A 19,079-nucleotide genomic window follows, 5' to 3' on the forward strand; every position below is an offset into this window, starting at 1 on the left:
TCTTCGGCGTGGGTTCCTGAAATATTGCAACGACCTGCAACGCGACAAATATTCCTCGTAGCTCGCCGTAGAAACCGAATTTCCCGCTCGTTATTCATTTTCCTCACGCCATACTGGCGACATGAAAAAACAACACGGCTACACGCTTCTCGAAACCCTGATTGCGATGCTGATCGTCGCGGCGCTTGGCGCCTCGGGGCTGTATGGTTGGCAGCGCTGGCAGCAGCAACAGCGGCTATGGCAAACCGCCATTCAGGTGCGAGATTACCTGCTGCAACTGCGTGAAGATGCTAACTGGCGTAACCGCGATCACGTCATCAGCGTGATTCGGGATGGCACATCCTGGTGTTTTGTCAGCTCTGCTGCTGTGCAAACCACGTGTCTACCCGTTTCGCCCTTGGTTTTTACACCGCCCTGGGACGATGTCGAAATGGCAGAGATAACGCCTTCACTGGCCTTTTTTGGTCTGCGCAATACGGCATGGGCTGGACATATTCGCCTGAAAAATACGACAGGGGAATGGCGCGTGGTGGTGTCTGGCTGGGGGCGAATCAGGCTTTGCGAGAAAGATGAGGCCAGGTTATGTCAGTAAATGAACGGGGCTTTTCACTCCTGGAGGTGCTGATTGCTATGGCGATTAGCAGCGTTTTATTGCTTAGCTCAGCGCGATTTTTACCCGCGCTGCAGCGAGAGATCCTGCGCAACACGCGCCAGTTAGCGCTTGAAGATGAAATATGGCAGCGGGTATACACCGTGGCGAAGCATCTTCAGCGGGCAGGGTATTGCCGCGGAAACTGTGTCGGAGAAGGGCTGGAGATATCGGCTAAGGGCGACTGTGTCATTGCGCGCTGGGATGCCAATAGCAACGGCATTTGGGAGAGCAGTCCCGCGAAAGAGGCCGATACGATTGGATTTCGTTTACAGGACAAGGTACTGGAGACCCTGCGGGGAGTAACGGACTGCAATGGAAAAGGGTGGGAGAAAATGACCGATCCAGCCACGATACAGATTGAGGCATTTCAGGTTGAACGTCTGAATATCAGCGGATATTCCCCGCTCCTTACGTTGCGTTTGCGCGGAGTGAACAATGTCGAACCACAAAAGGTTATTGAAGCAGTCTACAGCGTGACAGGATTCAACTTGTGAACCGTGAGCGGGGCGTTTCATCTTTAGCGATGGTCCTGTTACTGCTGGTGCTCGGTAGCCTTCTGCTGCAAGGCGTTAGCAGGCGGGAGTCCCGTTTTGCTTCGCGAGTGGTCACGCAAAGTCAGGCTCTGCAGCGCCAGGCGGTGGTGCAATCTGCGATGGAATGGGGGCGTATGCAGCCCTGGCGCTTACAACTCACCGCACAGTGTCGGCGTTATACCACGCAGGATGCCGCTGTTTGTCTGCGACTGCTTACTAATAATTTCGTGCTGCTTATAGTCCATTATGAAGGGGTATCGTTATGGCGGCAGGGGGCGATTATTGATGACAATATCGAATATTCGGCGCATGGCTGGAGCGATTTTTGTCCACTAAAGGAGCAGGCACTATGTCAGATCCCCTGAACAGACAGCGTGGCTTTAGCCTGCCGGAAGTGATGCAGGCAATGGTGCTGATGATCATGATTGTGACCGCGCTTTCAGGATACCAGCGGGCGCTGATGAACAGCTTTATCATCAGAAACCAGTATCAGCAACTCTGGCGTCACGCCTGGCAGCAAACCCAGCTGTATCAGTTTTCATCGCCTTTGAACTGGCAGGTTAACCGAATGCAGACAACGAGCGCGGGATGTGTCAGCATCAACGTTAAAATTTCTTCACCCTTGGGCAGGCAGGGTCAGATGACGCGTCTGCATTGCCCGAATCGTCAGTAGTCAGGAGTCGCTATGTTAAGGGTCTACCACTCCAATCGTCTGGATGTGCTGGAAGCGTTAATGGAATTTATCGTTGAGCGCGAGCGGCTGGACGACCCCTTTGAACCTGAGATGATCCTGGTTCAAAGTACCGGTATGGCACAGTGGCTACAAATGACCCTTGCACAGAAGTTTAGTATTGCCGCCAACATCGATTTTCCGCTGCCCGCGAGTTTTATCTGGGATATGTTTGTGCGCGTGCTGCCGGATATCCCGAAAGAGAGCGCGTTCAGCAAACAGAGCATGAGCTGGAAGTTGATGACGCTGTTGCCGCAATTGCTGGATGGCGATGACTTCGCATTGCTGCGCCACTATCTGACGGACGACACCGATAAACGTAAGCTGTTTCAGCTTTCCTCGCGCGCGGCTGACCTCTTCGACCAGTATTTAGTCTATCGCCCTGAGTGGTTGACCCAGTGGGAAGCTGGGCGACAGGTTGAGGGACTCGGCGAGTCTCAGGCCTGGCAGGCGCCGTTGTGGAAAGCGCTGGTGGAACACACCGAGGAATTGGGCCAGCCGCGCTGGCATCGCGCCAATTTATACCAACGATTTATTCAGACTCTGGAAAGTGCGTCCGAGTGCCCGCAGGGACTGCCTTCTCGCGTCTTTATTTGCGGCATTTCAGCGCTGCCGCCGGTTTATTTGCAGGCATTGCAGGCGCTGGGCAAGCACATTGATATTCATCTGCTGTTTACCAACCCTTGCCGCTACTACTGGGGAGATATAAAAGATCCCGCCTGGCTGGCGAAGCTGATGGCGCGTCAGCGTCGGCACAGCTTTGAAGAACGCCATCTGCCGCTGTTTCGCGATAGTCAGAAAGCCGAAGGATTGTTTAACAGCGATGGTGAACAGGATGTGGGCAACCCGATGCTGGCCTCGTGGGGCAAACTGGGGCGCGATTACATTTATTTGCTTTCAGAACTGGAAAATAGTCAGGAACTGGATGCGTTTGTCGATATTACGCCTGACAATCTTTTGCATAATATTCAATCGGATATTCTGGAACTTGAAAGCCATGCCGTGGCGGGTGTTACGCTGGAAGAGTATTCGCGTAGCGATAATAAACGACGGCTTGAGCTGAACGACACCAGCGTGACTTTCCATGTTTGTCATAGCCCACAGCGCGAGGTAGAAATTCTTCATGACCGCCTGCTGGCAATGCTGGAAGCGGATCCCACGCTGACGCCGCGCGATATTATTGTGATGGTGGCGGATATCGACAGCTACAGCCCGTTTATTCAGTCGGTCTTTGGCAGCGCACCAGCTGAGCGTTACTTACCTTATGCGATTTCCGACCGTCGGGCGCGCCAGTCTCATCCTGTCTTACAGGCCTTTATTAGCCTGCTGTCGCTGCCGGATAGCCGTTTTGTCTCAGAGGATGTGCTGGCATTACTGGATGTGCCCGTGCTGGCGGCGCGTTTCAATATCGATGAAGAAGGGCTGCGCTATCTTCGGTTATGGGTCAATGAATCCGGGATTCGCTGGGGAATTGACGACGATAATGTGCGTGAACTGGAACTTCCGCCTACAGGTCAGCATACCTGGCAATTTGGTTTAACGCGCATGCTGCTCGGCTACGCGATGGAAAGCGCGCAGGGCGAGTGGCAATCGGTATTGCCATACGATGAGTCCAACGGTTTGATTGCCGAGTTGGTAGGGCATCTGGCCTCGTTGCTGATGCAGCTCAATCTCTGGCGTAGAGGGTTAGCGCAGGAGCGCCCGCTGGAAGAGTGGCTGCCCGTTTGTCGGGACATGCTTAATGATTTCTTCCTGCCGGATGCAGATACCGAAGCGGCGATGACGCTGATTGAACAGCAGTGGCAGGCCATTATCACTGAAGGTCTGGGGGCTGAGTATGGTGATGCCATACCGCTTTCTCTATTGCGTGATGAGCTGGCCCAGCGTCTTGACCAGGAGCGCATTAGCCAGCGCTTCCTGGCGGGGCCAGTTAACATTTGTACGCTGATGCCGATGCGCTCTATTCCTTTCAAGGTGGTGTGCCTGCTGGGTATGAACGATGGCGTTTATCCGCGTCAGCTTGCGCCGTTGGGCTTTGATTTGATGAGTCAAAAACCGATGAGGGGCGATCGCAGCCGTCGCGATGATGACCGCTACCTGTTTCTTGAAGCATTGATTTCAGCACAGCAAACGCTCTACATCAGCTACATTGGCCGCTCCATTCAGGACAACAGCGAGCGCTTCCCGTCGGTACTGGTGCAGGAACTGATGGACTACATCGGGCAAAGCCACTACCTGCCGGGCGATGAATCGTTGACCTGCGATCAAAGCGAGGCCCGGGTAAAAGCACACATTACTCGTTTACATACCCGTATGCCCTTTGATGCACAAAACTATCTGCCGGGCGAACAGCAAAGCTATGCCCGGGAATGGCTGCCTGCGGCGAGCCTGTCAGGAAAAGCGCACACGGATTTTGTCCAGACGCTTCCCTTTGAGATGCCTGAAACGCTGACGCTGGAAACGCTGCAGCGATTTTGGGCTCATCCGGTAAGGGCTTTTTTCCAGATGCGGCTGAGGGTCAACTTCCGCTCTGAAGAAAGTGAGATCCCGGAAACGGAACCGTTCACTCTTGAAGGATTAACCCGCTATCAGCTTAATCAGCAATTGCTTAACACGCTGGTTGAAGAGAAGGATGCTGAACAACTGTTTCGCCGTTTTCGTGCGGCGGGCACGCTTCCCTATGGGCCATTTGGCGAAATTCTGTGGGATACGCAGCGTCAGGAGATGCAGTCGCTGGCTGAACGCATTATTGCCTGTCGTCAGCCCTGTCAGAGTATGGAAATCGATCTTAACTGTAACGGCGTGCAAATCACCGGTTGGCTGCCACAGGTGCAAGAGAACGGTTTGTTGCGCTGGCGCCCATCTTTGATAAGCATTGCGCAGGGGGTGCAACTTTGGCTGGAACATCTTGTCTATTGTGCCAGTGGCGGTACGGGAGAGAGCCGGTTGTTCCTGCGTAAAGACGGGGAATGGCGTTTTCCGCCACTGGATGCAGAGCAGGCGCTGCTGTACTTGTCGCAGCTCATTGACGGGTATCGGGAAGGCATGTCGTCACCATTGCTGGTATTGCCCGAAAGCGGCGGCGCCTGGATAAAAACCTGTTATGACGCCGTAAATGATGCCATGTTAGATGACGATGCAACGTTGCAAAAAGCGCGCAGTAAGTTTCTGCAGGCCTATGAAGGCAACATGATGGTACGGGGTGAAGGTGATGATATCTGGTATCAGCGTCTTTGGCGTCAACTGGATGCGGCTACGCTGGAGACCATTGTTTTACAGTCTCAGCGCTACCTGTTACCGATTTTTCGCTTTAATCAGTCATGATGATTGTATAAAAATTGCGCAGTTCGATGGCTTCCACTATGATGCGCATTCTGTCACGGACTGATTCTTACAAAGAGAGGATGCTGGCTCGTTCAGCACATAGTCTTGCCCTGTTCAGACCACGTATTTATGCGTGCTTTGCTGTGAACAGGTGAATACGTTAATGATGAGGTTTGTGAATGCCCCGCAGCACCTGGTTCAGCGCATTACTGTTGTTCGTCGCCCTTTGGGTTCCCGTAAGTCAGGCAGATACCGGTTGGCAGCCTTTAGCTGAAACCATCCGTAAAAGCGATAAAGACACCCGCCAGTATCAGGCCGTGCGCCTTGATAACGGCATGGTCGTGTTGCTGGTATCCGATCCTCAGGCCGTGAAATCCCTTTCTGCACTGGTGGTTCCCGTGGGCTCGCTGGAAGATCCGGACGAGCATCAGGGGCTGGCGCATTATCTCGAACATATGTGTCTGATGGGCTCGAAAAAATACCCACAGCCGGACAGTCTGGCTGAATTCCTGAAAATGCACGGCGGCAGCCACAATGCCAGCACCGCGCCTTACCGTACGGCCTTCTATCTTGAAGTCGAAAACGACGCGTTGGTGGGGGCGGTGGATCGCCTGGCGGACGCTATTGCCGATCCGTTGCTGGATAAAAAATATGCCGATCGTGAGCGTAACGCGGTTAACTCCGAGCTGACGCTGGCGCGTACCCGAGACGGGATGCGTATGGCGCAGGTGAGTGCTGAGACCATCAACCCGGCGCACCCTGGCTCGCGTTTCTCCGGCGGAAATCTCGAGACATTAAGCGATAAACCGGGAAACCCGGTGGTGCAGGCATTACAAAAATTTCATGAAAAGTATTACTCCGCGAACCTGATGAAGGCGGTGATTTATAGCAATAAGCCGCTGCCAGAGCTGGCGCGGATAGCTGCTGACACCTTTGGACGCGTACCGAACAGAAATATCGTAAAGCCTGAAATTACCGTACCGGTAGTCACCGACGCGCAAAAGGGCGTCATCATCCACTATGTTCCGGCAATGCCGCGTAAAGTACTGCGCGTCGAGTTTCGTATCGATAACAACAGCGCGCAGTTCCGCAGTAAAACCGATGAGCTGGTGACCTATCTGATTGGTAATCGTAGCCCTGGCACGTTGTCTGACTGGCTGCAAAAGCAGGGACTGGTTGAAGGTATTCGTGCGGATTCCGATCCGGTGGTCAATGGGAACAGCGGCGTGTTAGCCATTTCCGCGACGTTAACCGACAAAGGGCTGGCGAACCGCGATGAAGTTGTTGCGGCAATATTCAGTTATCTCGATCTGTTACGCGATAAAGGCGTCGATAAACGCTATTTTGACGAACTGGCGCACGTACTGGATCTCGATTTCCGTTATCCCTCCATCACCCGTGATATGGACTACGTGGAATGGCTGGCTGATACCATGATCCGCGTTCCTGTCGAACATACGCTGGATGCGGTGAATATTGCCGACCAGTACGATGTGAAAGCCGTTGAGCAACGCCTGGCAATGATGACGCCACAGAATGCGCGTATCTGGTATATCAGTGCGAAAGAACCGCATAATAAAACCGCTTATTTTGTCGATGCGCCTTACCAGGTGGATAAAATCAGCGACAAAACCTTTGCCGACTGGCAGCAAAAAGCGCAGGGCATTGCGCTGTCGTTACCGGAGTTGAACCCCTACATTCCGGATGATTTCACGCTGATTAAAACGGATAAAAAATACGCGCACCCGGAACTGATCGTTGATGAGCCGGAGCTACGCGTGGTGTATGCGCCGAGCCAGTATTTTGCCAGTGAGCCGAAGGCTGACGTCAGCGTGATCCTGCGTAACCCGAAGGCCATGGACAGCGCTCGCAACCAGGTATTATTCGCACTTAACGATTACCTGGCGGGGATTGCGCTCGATCAGTTAAGCAACCAGGCGTCGGTAGGTGGAATTGGTTTCTCTACCAACGCTAACAATGGGTTGATGCTTAACGCCAACGGCTATACCCAACGTCTGCCGCAGCTTTTTCAGGCGCTGCTGAGCGGCTATTTCAGCTACACCTCAACGGATGAACAGCTGGAACAGGCGAAATCCTGGTATGCCCAGATGATGGATTCTGCAGAGAAGGGTAAAGCCTACGATCAGGCAATTATGCCAGTGCAGATGCTTTCTCAGGTGCCGTACTTCTCACGCGATGAGCGCCGTAAACTACTGCCTTCTATCACCCTGAAAGAGGTGATGACGTACCGCGACGCCTTAAAAACCGGTGCGCGGCCTGAATTCCTGGTAATTGGTAATATGAGCGCCGCTCAGGCGACGACCATGGCGCGGGATATCCAACAACAGCTTGGCGCTAACGGGTCACAGTGGTGTCGCAATAAAGATGTGGTTGTGGACAAGAAGCAGTCCGTCATCTTTGAAAAAGCAGGCAGTAGCACGGACTCCGCGCTGGCGGCGGTATTTGTGCCGACCGGATACGATGAGTACGCTAGTTCAGCCTACAGCGCCATGTTAGGGCAGATTGTTCAGCCGTGGTTCTACAATCAACTGCGTACTGAAGAGCAGTTAGGCTACGCTGTATTTGCTTTCCCAATGAGTATTGGCCGTCAGTGGGGAATGGGGTTCCTGCTGCAAAGCAATGATAAGCAGCCGTCTTACCTTTGGGAGCGTTATAAAGCGTTCTTCCCGACGGCGGAAGCGAAGCTGCGGGCGATGAAACCTGAAGAGTTTGCGCAAATTCAGCAGGCGATTATTGCGCAAATGCTGCAGGCGCCGCAAACGCTGGGGGAAGAAGCCTCACAGTTAAGCAAAGATTTTGATCGCGGCAATATGCGCTTCGATTCACGTGATAAAATAGTGGCTCAGATTAAACTGCTGACGCCGCAAAAACTTGCCGACTTCTTCCATCAGGCGGTGGTTGAGCCGCAAGGCATGGCGATACTGTCACAGGTTTCCGGCAGTCAGAACGGGAAAGCAGAATATGTGCACCCGGAAGGCTGGAAAGTGTGGCAGACCGTCAGCGCGTTGCAGCAAACCTTACCCCTGATGAGTGATAAGAATGAATGATGCCGCTGAGTCCCTTGATCCACTGCGCTTGCCCCTGACGGGCGAGCGCCTGATTGAAGCCTCTGCGGGCACCGGTAAAACCTTTACCATCGCCGCCCTGTATTTACGTTTACTGCTTGGACTGGGCGGCTCTGCCGCCTTTCCTCGTCCTCTGACCGTTGAAGAACTGCTCGTGGTCACCTTCACCGAGGCAGCCACCGAAGAGTTGCGCGGTCGAATTCGTAGCAACATTCATGAACTGCGAATTGCCTGCCTGCGTGAAAAGACCGACAACCCGCTATATGCCCGTTTGTTAGATGAAATCGCCGATAAAAAACAGGCCGCTCACTGGCTGCTATTGGCTGAAAGACAGATGGATGAAGCGGCGGTGTTTACCATCCACGGCTTTTGTCAGCGTATGCTCAGTCTCAACGCCTTTGAATCAGGCATGCTGTTCGAACAGCAACTGATAGAAGATGAATCGCTGCTGCGCTATCAGGCCTGTGCGGACTTCTGGCGTCGGCACTGCTATCCGCTACCCCGCGACATTGCGCAGGTGATTTTTGAAACGTGGAAAGGACCGCAGGCTCTGCTGAGAGACATCGATCGCTATCTGCAGGGGGAAGCGCCGGTCATCAAGGCTCCGCCGTCTGATGACGAAACGCTGGCTTCCCGGCACGAACAAATTCTCACGCGCATTAACCAGATCAAGCAGCAATGGCGTGATTCCGTTGATGAGCTGGATGGCCTGCTGGAAGCCTCCGGGATCGACCGGCGTAAATTTAACCGTGGTAACCAGGGTAAGTGGATCGAAAAGATCAGCGCATGGGCGCAAGAACAAACCCAAAGTTATCAGCTTCCTGACGCGCTGGAGAAATTCTCACAGCGTTTTCTGGAAGAGCGCACTAAAGCGGGCGGAATAACCCCTCAGCACCCGCTGTTTGTCGCTATTGATGAACTGCTTAGCGAACCGTTAACTCTCCGCGATCTGGTGATCACCCGGGCGCTGGCGGAGATCCGTTCGGCGGTTGCCGAGGAGAAACGACGCCGCGGTGAGCTAGGCTTTGACGATATGCTCAGCCGTCTGGATGCGGCGTTGCGCAGTGAAAGCGGCGATGCCCTGGCGACGGCTATCCGTACCCGTTTTCCGGTCGCGATGATCGATGAATTTCAGGATACCGATCCGCAGCAGTACCGTATTTTTCGCCGGATCTGGCAGCATCAGCCGGATACCGCACTGCTGCTGATTGGCGACCCAAAACAGGCGATTTACGCGTTCCGCGGCGCGGATATCTTCACCTATATGAAGGCGCGCAGCGAGGTCAGCGCACACTATACGCTCGATACCAACTGGCGTTCGGCCCCCGGCATGGTCAATAGCGTAAATACGCTTTTCAGCCAGATGGATGACGCATTTATGTTCCGCGAAATCCCCTTTAGCCCGGTAAAATTTGCAGAAAAAAACCAGTCGTTTCGGTTTGTTTTACATGGTGAGACACAGCCAGCCATGAGCATGTGGCTGATGGAAGGGGAAAGCTGCGGCGTAGGCGATTATCAGAACTACATGGCCCAGGTGTGCGCCACGCAAATTCGCGACTGGCTTAAGGCCGGGCAGTCTGGCGCTGCGCAACTGGTCAGTGGTAAAACATCCAGTCCGGTACGCGCGTCGGATATCAGCGTACTGGTTCGTAGCCGCCAGGAGGCGGCACTGGTCCGTGATGCGCTGACGCAGCTGGCAATTCCCTCCGTCTACCTTTCCAACCGTGACAGCGTATTTGAAACGCTGGAAGCGCGGGAGTTGCTGTGGGTGCTGCAGGCGGTGATGACGCCGGAACGTGAGAACACGCTGCGTAGCGCGCTGGCGACCTCAATGATGGGGCTGAATGCGCAGGATCTTGAAGCCTTAAATAACGACGAAAATGCCTGGGATGCGGTGGTCGAAGAGTTTGATGGCTATCGTCAGATCTGGCATAAACGCGGCGTGATGCCGATGCTGCGCGCGCTGATGACAACCCGCCAGATTGCGGAAAACCTGCTGGCGACGGCGGGGGGCGAACGCCGCCTGACCGATATTTTACATATCAGCGAACTGTTGCAGGAAGCGGGCTCGCAGCTGGAAAGCGAGCATGCGCTGGTGCGCTGGCTGTCCCAGCATATTCTTGAACCCGACAGCAACGCGTCCAGCCAGCAGCTCAGGCTGGAAAGCGACAAGCATCTGGTCAAAATCGTCACTATCCATAAATCTAAAGGGCTGGAGTATCCGCTGGTCTGGTTGCCGTTTATCACGAATTTCCGCGTCCAGGATCAGGCTTTCTACCACGATCGCAGCTCTTTTGAAGCCGTGCTGGATCTCAGCGATGCCGAGGAGAGCGTTGAGCTGGCTGAAGCGGAGCGTCTGGCGGAAGACCTGCGTTTGCTCTATGTCGCGCTAACCCGTTCGGTATGGCACTGCAGCCTTGGCGTGGCGCCGTTGGTGCGACGTCGGGGCGATAAAAAAGGGGATACCGATGTGCATCACAGCGCCCTTGGTCGCCTGTTGCAAAAAGGTGAGCTGATGGATGCCGCGGGTCTGCGTAGTGCGATTGAAGCGTTGTGCAGTGATGATATTGCCTGCCAGACGCCTGCGCAGCCTGACGGTGAACGCTGGCAAGTTGCGCAGACTGTTATCTGCGAACTGAGTGCGAAAATACTGCAGCGTACGCCCGGCGATAGCTGGCGCGTGACTAGTTATTCCGGTCTGCAACAGCGTGGGCATGGAATCGCGCAGGATCTGATCCCGCGACTGGATATTGATGCCGCAGGCGTTGGTGAGGTTATTGAAGAGTCAGGGCTTACACCGCATCAGTTCCCGCGCGGCGCTTCGCCAGGTACATTCTTGCATAGCCTGTTTGAAGATCTCGACTTTACTCAACCGGTAGATCCGAGTTGGGTCGAGGAAAAACTGGCGTTGGGCGGTTATGACGCGCACTGGACGCCGGTTTTGACCGAATGGCTGGACGCCATTTTGCAGGCGCCTCTCAACGAGACGGGCGTGAGTTTGAGCCATCTTTCCGCGCGTGAAAAACAGGTGGAGATGGAGTTTTACCTGCCGATTTCGCAGCCGCTGATGGCCAGCCAACTTGATGCGTTAATTCGCCAATACGATCCGCTCTCCGCGGGGTGCCCTGCGTTGGAATTTATGCAGGTACGCGGCATGCTGAAAGGATTTATTGACCTGGTTTTCCGCCACCAGGGGCGTTATTACCTTCTCGATTACAAATCGAACTGGCTGGGGGAAGACAGCTCAGCGTATACGCAGCAGGCGATGGCCTCTGCCATGCAGGCGCATCGCTACGACCTGCAGTATCAACTTTATACCCTGGCGCTGCATCGCTACTTGCGCCATCGCATTGCTGATTACGATTATGAATGCCATTTTGGCGGCGTTATCTATCTCTTCTTGCGTGGCATTGACAGTGAAAATCCGCAACAGGGAATTTACGCGACCCGACCAGACGGGGAGTTAATCGCCTTGATGGACGAGATGTTTGTCGGTGCGCCACTGGAGGAGATGTCATGACAATCCAGAAACGATTACTGGAAGCTGTGGAGCAAAAACAGCTCCGGCCTCTGGATGCCCAGTTTGCGCTGGCGGTTGCCGGAAATGACAACCCTGCCGTTGCGCTGGCGGCGGCGTTGCTCAGTCGTGAAGCAGGAGAAGGGCACGTCTGCTTACCACTTTCACGGTTATCCCTGAGCGAGGATGCCCATCCCCTTTTAAGCGCCTGGCTCGCTGAAGTGGGGGAGCCAGAAGACTGGACGGAATGTCTGCTGGCCTCTGGGGCGGTAAGCCGTGGTGAGCAACCCACGCCGCTGGTGCTGCACAGCGATCGCTTGTATCTGAACCGGATGTGGCATAACGAACGGGCGGTGGCTCGCTTTTTCAGTGAAGTTAACCACGCCATTGAGGTGGATGAACAACGGCTGACCCACACGCTGGCGGCGTTGTTTCCACCAGCGGAAGGTGTTAACTGGCAAAAAGTGGCCGCTGCGGTGGCGTTGACCCGTCGTATATCGGTGATCTCCGGCGGGCCGGGGACCGGAAAAACGACAACAGTTGCGAGGCTTTTGGCGGCGTTGATTCAGATGGCGGAGGGAGAACGCTGCCGTATTCGCCTGGCGGCTCCTACTGGAAAGGCGGCAGCGCGCCTGACTGCCTCGCTGGGCGCAGCGCTACGAGAACTGCCGTTAACCGAAGAGCAAAAGAAACGCATTCCCGATGACGCCAGTACGTTGCATCGATTATTAGGCGCTCAGCCAGGCAGTCAGCGCCTGCGCCATCATGCGGGAAACCCGCTGCATCTGGATGTGCTGGTGGTGGATGAAGCCTCGATGATTGATTTGCCGATGATGTCGCGCCTTATCGATGCGCTGCCGCCGCACGGGCGGGTGATTTTTCTTGGCGATCGTGACCAGCTCGCTTCCGTCGAAGCGGGGGCGGTGCTGGGGGATATCTGTGCTTTCGTCGGTGACGGGTTTACCCCGGAACGCGCCCGCCAGCTCAGTCGTCTGACCGGAAGCGCTATTCCGGCAGGTCTGGGAACTCAGGCCGCCGCTTTGCGCGACAGTTTGTGTCTGCTGCAAAAGAGTTACCGTTTCGGTAGCGATTCCGGAATCGGTCAGTTGGCTGCTGCGATTAATCGTGGTGACAAAGCCGCGCTCAAAACGGTCTTCCTGCAGGGGTTTAGCGACATCGAAAAACGCACGCTACATAGCAGCGAAGATTACGCCGCGATGTTGGATGAGGCGCTGGCGGGTTATGGGCACTATCTGGATTTACTGCGCGAGGGCGCTGAGCCGGATGCCGTCATTCAGGCCTTCAATGAGTATCAGCTGTTGTGTGCCCTGCGTGAAGGCCCGTTTGGCGTGGGTGGTTTGAATGAACGCCTTGAGCAGGTGATGGCGCAAAAACGTAAAATTCATCGTTCGACGCATAGCCGCTGGTATGAGGGAAGGCCGGTGATGATCGCGCGCAATGACAGTTCGCTGGGATTATTTAACGGTGATATCGGCATTGCCCTTGATCGTGGACAGGGCCTGAGGGTGTGGTTTGCGCTGCCGGACGGTTCTATCAAATCAGTCCAGCCCAGTCGCTTACCTGAACATGAAACCACCTGGGCGATGACCGTGCACAAATCGCAGGGATCTGAGTTTGACCATGCGGCGTTGATTTTACCTAGCCAGCATTCACCTGTGGTTACCCGCGAGCTGGTCTATACCGCCGTCACCCGCGCGCGCCGGCGTCTGTCACTGTATGCCGATGAGCGGATATTAAGTAACGCCATTGCCACCCGCACCGAACGTCGCAGCGGATTGTCGGCGTTGTTTAATCAATAAAATTCGTCGCCGGATAAGGCATTTATACCGCATCCGGCAACGACCACTACCCCAAATCCGCCATCAGTACCTTTGACCGCCGCTGATAGTTGTACATCTCTTTCTTGCTTTCCGGCAGCAGGTCGATATCCACCGGCGTGAAACCACGTTCCTGGAACCAGTGGATGCTGCGCGTGGTCAGCACGAACAGTTTGCTCAGTCCCATTTGCCGGGCCTGCGCGGCGATCCTCTCCAGCAATACTTCCCCGCGCGATGAGCTACGGTAGTCCGGATGCACCGCCACGCACGCCATTTCGCCAATTCTCTCCTCCGGGAAAGGGTACAGAGCGGCGCAGGCGATGGTCAGGTTATCGCGCTGAATAATCGTGAATTTGTCGATCTCCATTTCCAGTTGTTCGCGGGAGCGACGTACCAGAATGCCTTGCTGCTCCAGCGGGCGGATCAGCTCCAGAATCCCGCCGATATCGTTAATGGTAGCGCGGCGGATCTGCTCGGCGCTTTCCATTACGATCTGCGTACCGATCCCGTCACGGGAGAACAGTTCCTGCAGCAATGCGCCATCTTCCTGATAGCTGATCAGATGGCAGCGCCGTACCCCACTGCGACAGGCTTTCACTGCCCCACGCAGAAAGCGCACTGTGCCGGAGCTGTAATCGCCTTTCTCTTCCTGCAACTCAACGCGCGCCTGGGCTTCGTTAGGAAACAGCTCGGAAATAATATCGCCATCATCGTTGGTGACGCCCTGAGAGGAGCAAAAGCCGATCATTTTCTCTGCCTTCAGTTTGATAGCCAACTGCGTGGCGACCTCTTCTGAAGTCAGGTTAAAGCTCTCTCCGGTGACGGAAACGGCGACCGGGCCCATCAGCACAATTGCGCCACTGTCTAACTGGCGGTGAATGGCATCTTCATCAATACGACGAATACGTCCGCTATGGCAGTAATCCACGCCGTCATCAACGCCAAGCGGCTGGGAGATAATAAAATTACCGCTGACCACATTGATGTGCGCCCCCTGCAATGGCGTATTATTCAGGCTCATTGACAGGCGGGCGGTAATATCAAGCTGAAGTAACCCTGCCGCCTGTTTGACCAGCTCCAGGGTTTTAGCGTCGGTAACGCGCGTATTCTTGTGGTACACCGGTTCATGATGATGTGCCGCAAGATTGGCATCAATCTGCGGTCGTGCGCCATAGACCACGACAAGGCGGATGCCGAGGCTATGAAGAAGGCCAATGTCATTGACGATACTGGAAAAGTTTTCATGCTCGATGGCTTCGCCGCCCAGCATAATGACAAACGTCTTTCCCCGATGGGTATTGATATAGGGAACAGAATGGCGGAATCCCTGTACCAGTTCGGTTCTACGCTCCTTCACCACGGCACACCCTCATTGCATGATTATTCGTAATTTGTGTATTTTTATTCTGTTTTGACGCTGTGCGCAAGCGTAATTTTTACCCATGCCGAAGATTTTTCTCAGTAATGCCGTGAATATAAAAAGAATGTTTACCCTTTTATAGATGACAGATTATGCGTCATTCGCTAAAGTTTCCGGTCAATTCAGACGTTTTACGTATTACCTCAATAAAGATTTCTTTTTGCTCGGGAGAAGCATGTCGGGATCCAATTCAGCAATCAGTCGCCGCCGTTTACTGAAAGGTGCGGGTGCTATGTGGCTTTTGAGCGTCAGCCAGGTTGGTCTGGCTGCCATGAGTCAGGTCGTTGCCGTACGTGTCTGGCCAGCGTCCAGCTACACCCGCGTCACGGTAGAATCTAACCGTCTGCTGAAATACAAACAGTTTGCCCTGAGTAATCCTGAGCGTGTGGTTGTGGATATTGAAGGCGTTAATTTGAACTCGGTGCTCAAGGGCATGGGTGCGCAGATCCGTCCTGACGATCCGTATATTAAATCGGCGCGTGTCGGGCAGTTTGACCCACAGACCGTGCGGATGGTGTTCGAGCTGAAACAGAATGTGAAGCCGCAACTTTTTGCGCTGGCTCCGGTGGCCGGCTTTAAAGAACGTCTGGTGATGGATCTCTATCCCGCGAATGCCCAGGATGTTCAGGATCCGCTGCTGGCGTTGCTGGAAGAATACAACAAGGGCGATCTGGACAAACAGGTGCCGCCTGCGCAAAGTGGCCCGCAGCCGGGTAAAGCGGGGCGCGATCGTCCCATTGTCATTATGCTCGACCCAGGGCATGGCGGAGAGGACTCCGGTGCGGTGGGGAAATACAAGACGCGTGAAAAAGATGTGGTGCTGCAGATTGCCCGACGCCTGCGAGCCCTCATAGAGAAAGAGGGCAACATGAAGGTCTTTATGACGCGAAATGAAGATATCTTCATTCCGCTTAAAGTCCGCGTGGCGAAAGCGCAGAAGCAGCGTGCAGACCTGTTTGTCTCTATTCACGCCGATGCATTTACCAGTCGACAGCCCAGAGGTTCGTCGGTATTTGCGCTCTCGACCAAAGGGGCGACCAGCACCGCCGCGAAATATCTGGCGCAAACTCAGAACGCCTCGGATTTGATTGGCGGCGTCAGCAAGAGCGGCGATCGCTACGTCGACCATACCATGTTCGACATGGTGCAATCGCTGACCATTGCCGACAGCCTGAAGTTTGGTAAAGCGGTATTGAATAAGCTCGGTAAAGTTAACAATCTGCATAAGAACCAGGTTGAACAAGCCGGGTTTGCGGTACTTAAAGCGCCGGATATTCCGTCTATTCTGGTGGAAACCGCATTTATCAGTAACGTTGAGGAAGAGCGCAAGCTCAAAACTGCGACCTTCCAGCAGGAAGTTGCAGAGTCGATTCTGGCGGGGATCAAAGCCTACTTTGCCGATGGCGCGACGCTGGCGAGAAGGGGATAACAAAAAAGCGCTGAAAAGCGCTTTTTTTATGGACCGCAGATACAAAAAAACACCCTTTAGGGTGTTTATAATGTTGGTTGCGGGGGCCGGATTTGAACCGACGACCTTCGGGTTATGAGCCCGACGAGCTACCAGGCTGCTCCACCCCGCGTCACCGTACTGCTTTATATTTTATCAAATTTGATTGGTTGCGGGGGCCGGATTTGAACCGACGACCTTCGGGTTATGAGCCCGACGAGCTACCAGGCTGCTCCACCCCGCGTCACCGTACTGCTTTTATTTCATCAAGTTTTAATTGGTTGCGGGGGCCAGATTTGAACTGACGACCTTCGGGTTATGAGCCCGACGAGCTACCAAGCTGCTCCACCCCGCGTCCGTGGATGCGCACTATACTCTGCTCGCATTTTCATGCAACCCTTTTTTCACCTTGATCACGTTTTTAAGGTGAAAATGAACAAAAACAACGCATTCTGGATTGTTTTTTGCTCAAAATTTGCGTTCGGGTATGTATACGCATTTCATTAGGTTCGGGGGTTTGTTATCTTCGTCTCGCATTCAGGCAACATAAGACGAGAACAATGAAAGGACGTTGGGCAAAATATCTTCTTGCGGGAGCAGTCGTCGCGATGCTCGCCGCGTGTTCCTCAAAACCCACCGATCGTGGGCAGCAGTATAAAGACGGGAAATTTACCCAGCCTTTCTCACTGGTGAACCAGCCTGATGCGGTTGGCGCACCAATCAATGCCGGTGATTTCGCCGAGCAGGTTAATCAAATTCGCAGCGCTTCGCCACGTTTGTACGGCAACCAGAGCAACGTTTACAACGCTATCCAGCAGTGGTTACGTGCGGGTGGTGATACGCGCAGTATGCGCCAGTTTGGTATTGATGCCTGGCAAATGGAAGGGGCGGACAACTACGGTAACGTCCAGTTTACCGGTTACTACACGCCGGTTATTCAGGCGCGCCATACGCGCCAGGGCGAGTTTCAGTATCCTATCTATCGCATGCCGCCAAAACGTGGGCGCTTACCAAGCCGTGCCGAGATTTACGCGGGTGCGCTGAGCGACAACTACATTCTGGCATACAGCAACTCCCTGATGGATAACTTCATTATGGATGTGCAGGGCAGTGGTTACATCGATTTTGGCGATGGCAGTCCGCTTAACTTCTTTAGCTATTCCGGGAAAAACGGCCACGCCTATCGCAGCATCGGTAAAGTGCTTATCGACCGTGGCGAAGTGAAAAAAGAAGATATGTCGATGCAGGCTATTCGCCATTGGGGTGAAACGCACAGCGAAGCCGAAGTGCGTGAGCTGTTGGAGCAGAACCCATCGTTTGTCTTCTTTAAACCGCAATCTTTTGCACCGGTCAAAGGGGCCAGCGCGGTACCGTTGATTGGCCGCGCATCTGTGGCTTCTGACCGCAGTATCATTCCGGCGGGCACAACATTGCTGGCGGAAGTCCCGTTACTGGACAATAACGGCAAGTTTACCGGCCAGTACGAACTGCGCCTGATGGTGGCGTTAGATGTGGGTGGCGCTATTAAAGGGCAACACTTCGATATCTATCAGGGCATTGGTGCTGACGCCGGACACCGTGCGGGGTGGTATAATCACTACGGTCGCGTCTGGGTACTGAAAACAGCGCCGGGTACGGGTAACGTGTTCAGCGGTTAATAGCCGGATGGCGCTCGATATTAATGAATTTGAGGTGTTATGTCTGTGGTTATCAGTGATGCCTGGCGCCAGCGTTTTGGCGGTACGGCGCGTCTGTATGGCGAAAATGCGCTGCAGTTGTTTGCCCAATCGCACGTTTGTGTGGTCGGGATTGGCGGGGTAGGGTCGTGGGCGGCGGAAGCGCTGGCGCGTACCGGTATTGGCGCCATCACGCTCATCGATATGGATGATGTGTGCGTCACCAATACTAACCGCCAGATCCATGCTCTGCGCGATAACGTCGGCCTGGCAAAAGCTGAAGTGATGGCTGAACGTATCCGCCAGATTAACCCGGAGTGCCGGGTGAACGTGGTCGATGATTTTGTCACGCCGGATAATGTTGCTGAGTATATGAGTGCGGGTTATTCGTATGTCATTGATGCGATTGATAGCGTGCGCCCAAAAGCGGCACTGATCGCCTGGTGTCGGCGTAACAAAATTCCGCTGGTGACCACCGGTGGTGCGGGAGGGCAGATCGACCCGACGCAGATACAGGTCGTTGATTTGGCAAAAACTATCCAGGATCCGCTGGCAGCCAAGCTACGCGAGCGACTGAAAAGCGATTTTGGCGTGGTGAAAAACAGCAAAGGCAAGTTGGGCGTGGACTGTGTGTTCTCGACCGAAGCGCTGGTTTACCCGCAGGCAGATGGCTCGGTATGTGCGATGAAAGCGACGGCGGAAGGGCCGAAGCGAATGGATTGCGCATCCGGTTTTGGCGCTGCCACTATGGTGACCGCCACCTTTGGCTTTGTTGCAGTCTCACACGCGCTGAAGAAGATGATGGCGAAAGCGGCGCGCCAGAGTTGAGTGTGATGTGCCGGATAAGACGCGTTCG

12 protein-coding genes and 3 tRNA genes are annotated in these 19,079 nt (G+C 54.3%); 11 read left to right on the forward strand and 4 right to left on the reverse strand.

Annotated elements, in window-relative coordinates; genetic code table 11:
* Nucleotides 1-121 precede the first annotated feature (121 nt).
* The 8 genes from HV334_RS04745 (at nt 122) to recD (ending at nt 13,662) form a co-directional block, all read left to right on the forward strand.
* Nucleotides 122-592: a prepilin peptidase-dependent protein gene (locus tag HV334_RS04745; protein ID WP_016157377.1), complete on the forward strand. Its 471-nt coding sequence runs from the start codon at nt 122-124 to the stop codon at nt 590-592.
* Nucleotides 583-1,146 carry a prepilin peptidase-dependent protein gene (locus tag HV334_RS04750; RefSeq protein ID WP_049041909.1) on the forward strand — a complete coding sequence of 188 codons (564 nt, stop codon included), beginning with the start codon at nt 583-585 and terminating at the stop codon, nt 1,144-1,146. Before HV334_RS04745 ends, HV334_RS04750 begins: the two co-directional genes overlap by 10 nt.
* Nucleotides 1,143-1,550, forward strand: a complete 408-nt coding sequence (locus tag HV334_RS04755; RefSeq protein ID WP_181221228.1) for a DUF2509 family protein — start codon at nt 1,143-1,145, stop codon at nt 1,548-1,550. Before HV334_RS04750 ends, HV334_RS04755 begins: the two co-directional genes overlap by 4 nt.
* A complete protein-coding gene (locus HV334_RS04760) occupies nt 1,535-1,858 on the forward strand; it encodes a prepilin-type N-terminal cleavage/methylation domain-containing protein (protein WP_181221229.1) in 324 nt (107 codons plus the stop codon). Before HV334_RS04755 ends, HV334_RS04760 begins: the two co-directional genes overlap by 16 nt.
* 12 nt (nt 1,859-1,870) lie before the next feature.
* Entirely contained in the window at nt 1,871-5,239 is a 3,369-nt protein-coding gene (gene recC / locus HV334_RS04765) for an exodeoxyribonuclease V subunit gamma (RefSeq protein WP_181221230.1), read from the forward strand.
* Nucleotides 5,240-5,418: 179 nt separating this feature from the next.
* Nucleotides 5,419-8,307: a pitrilysin gene (ptrA, locus tag HV334_RS04770; RefSeq protein ID WP_181221231.1), complete on the forward strand. Its 2,889-nt coding sequence runs from the start codon at nt 5,419-5,421 to the stop codon at nt 8,305-8,307.
* Nucleotides 8,300-11,845 carry an exodeoxyribonuclease V subunit beta gene (recB, locus tag HV334_RS04775; protein WP_181221232.1) on the forward strand — a complete coding sequence of 1,182 codons (3,546 nt, stop codon included), beginning with the start codon at nt 8,300-8,302 and terminating at the stop codon, nt 11,843-11,845. Before ptrA ends, recB begins: the two co-directional genes overlap by 8 nt.
* Complete coding sequence (recD, locus tag HV334_RS04780) at nt 11,842-13,662, forward strand: exodeoxyribonuclease V subunit alpha (RefSeq protein WP_047499369.1); 1,821 nt, start codon at nt 11,842-11,844, stop codon at nt 13,660-13,662. Before recB ends, recD begins: the two co-directional genes overlap by 4 nt.
* A 46-nt stretch (nt 13,663-13,708) precedes the next feature.
* Here recD and argA read toward each other — a convergent pair whose 3' ends face one another.
* Nucleotides 13,709-15,040 carry an amino-acid N-acetyltransferase gene (gene argA, locus HV334_RS04785; RefSeq protein ID WP_008785703.1) on the reverse strand — a complete coding sequence of 444 codons (1,332 nt, stop codon included), beginning with the start codon at nt 15,038-15,040 and terminating at the stop codon, nt 13,709-13,711.
* Between the two features lie 235 nt (nt 15,041-15,275).
* On the opposite strand from argA, the gene amiC reads away from it, so the two are divergent.
* Complete coding sequence (gene amiC / locus HV334_RS04790; RefSeq protein WP_016154266.1) at nt 15,276-16,529, forward strand: N-acetylmuramoyl-L-alanine amidase AmiC; 1,254 nt, start codon at nt 15,276-15,278, stop codon at nt 16,527-16,529.
* A 74-nt stretch (nt 16,530-16,603) separates the two neighbouring features.
* Here the strand turns inward: amiC and HV334_RS04795 are convergent.
* The 3 genes from HV334_RS04795 to HV334_RS04805 all read right to left on the reverse strand — a co-directional run bounded on the left by HV334_RS04795 (nt 16,604) and on the right by HV334_RS04805 (nt 16,902).
* Nucleotides 16,604-16,680, reverse strand: a tRNA-Met gene (locus HV334_RS04795).
* A 34-nt stretch (nt 16,681-16,714) separates the two neighbouring features.
* Nucleotides 16,715-16,791 (reverse strand) — tRNA-Met (locus tag HV334_RS04800).
* Between the two features lie 34 nt (nt 16,792-16,825).
* Nucleotides 16,826-16,902, reverse strand: a tRNA-Met gene (locus HV334_RS04805).
* 205 nt (nt 16,903-17,107) lie between these two features.
* Here HV334_RS04805 and mltA point away from each other — a divergent pair.
* Both mltA and tcdA read left to right on the forward strand, forming a co-directional pair.
* Nucleotides 17,108-18,205 (forward strand): murein transglycosylase A, encoded by a 1,098-nt coding sequence (gene mltA / locus HV334_RS04810; protein WP_019077597.1) that lies wholly within the window; start codon nt 17,108-17,110, stop codon nt 18,203-18,205.
* 39 nt (nt 18,206-18,244) lie between these two features.
* Nucleotides 18,245-19,051 carry a tRNA cyclic N6-threonylcarbamoyladenosine(37) synthase TcdA gene (tcdA, locus tag HV334_RS04815; RefSeq protein WP_019077596.1) on the forward strand — a complete coding sequence of 269 codons (807 nt, stop codon included), beginning with the start codon at nt 18,245-18,247 and terminating at the stop codon, nt 19,049-19,051.
* Nucleotides 19,052-19,079: the final 28 nt, after the last annotated feature.

This window comes from Citrobacter sp. RHBSTW-00944 (assembly GCF_013615435.1).
In the GTDB taxonomy this organism is placed as follows: domain Bacteria; phylum Pseudomonadota; class Gammaproteobacteria; order Enterobacterales; family Enterobacteriaceae; genus Citrobacter; species Citrobacter braakii.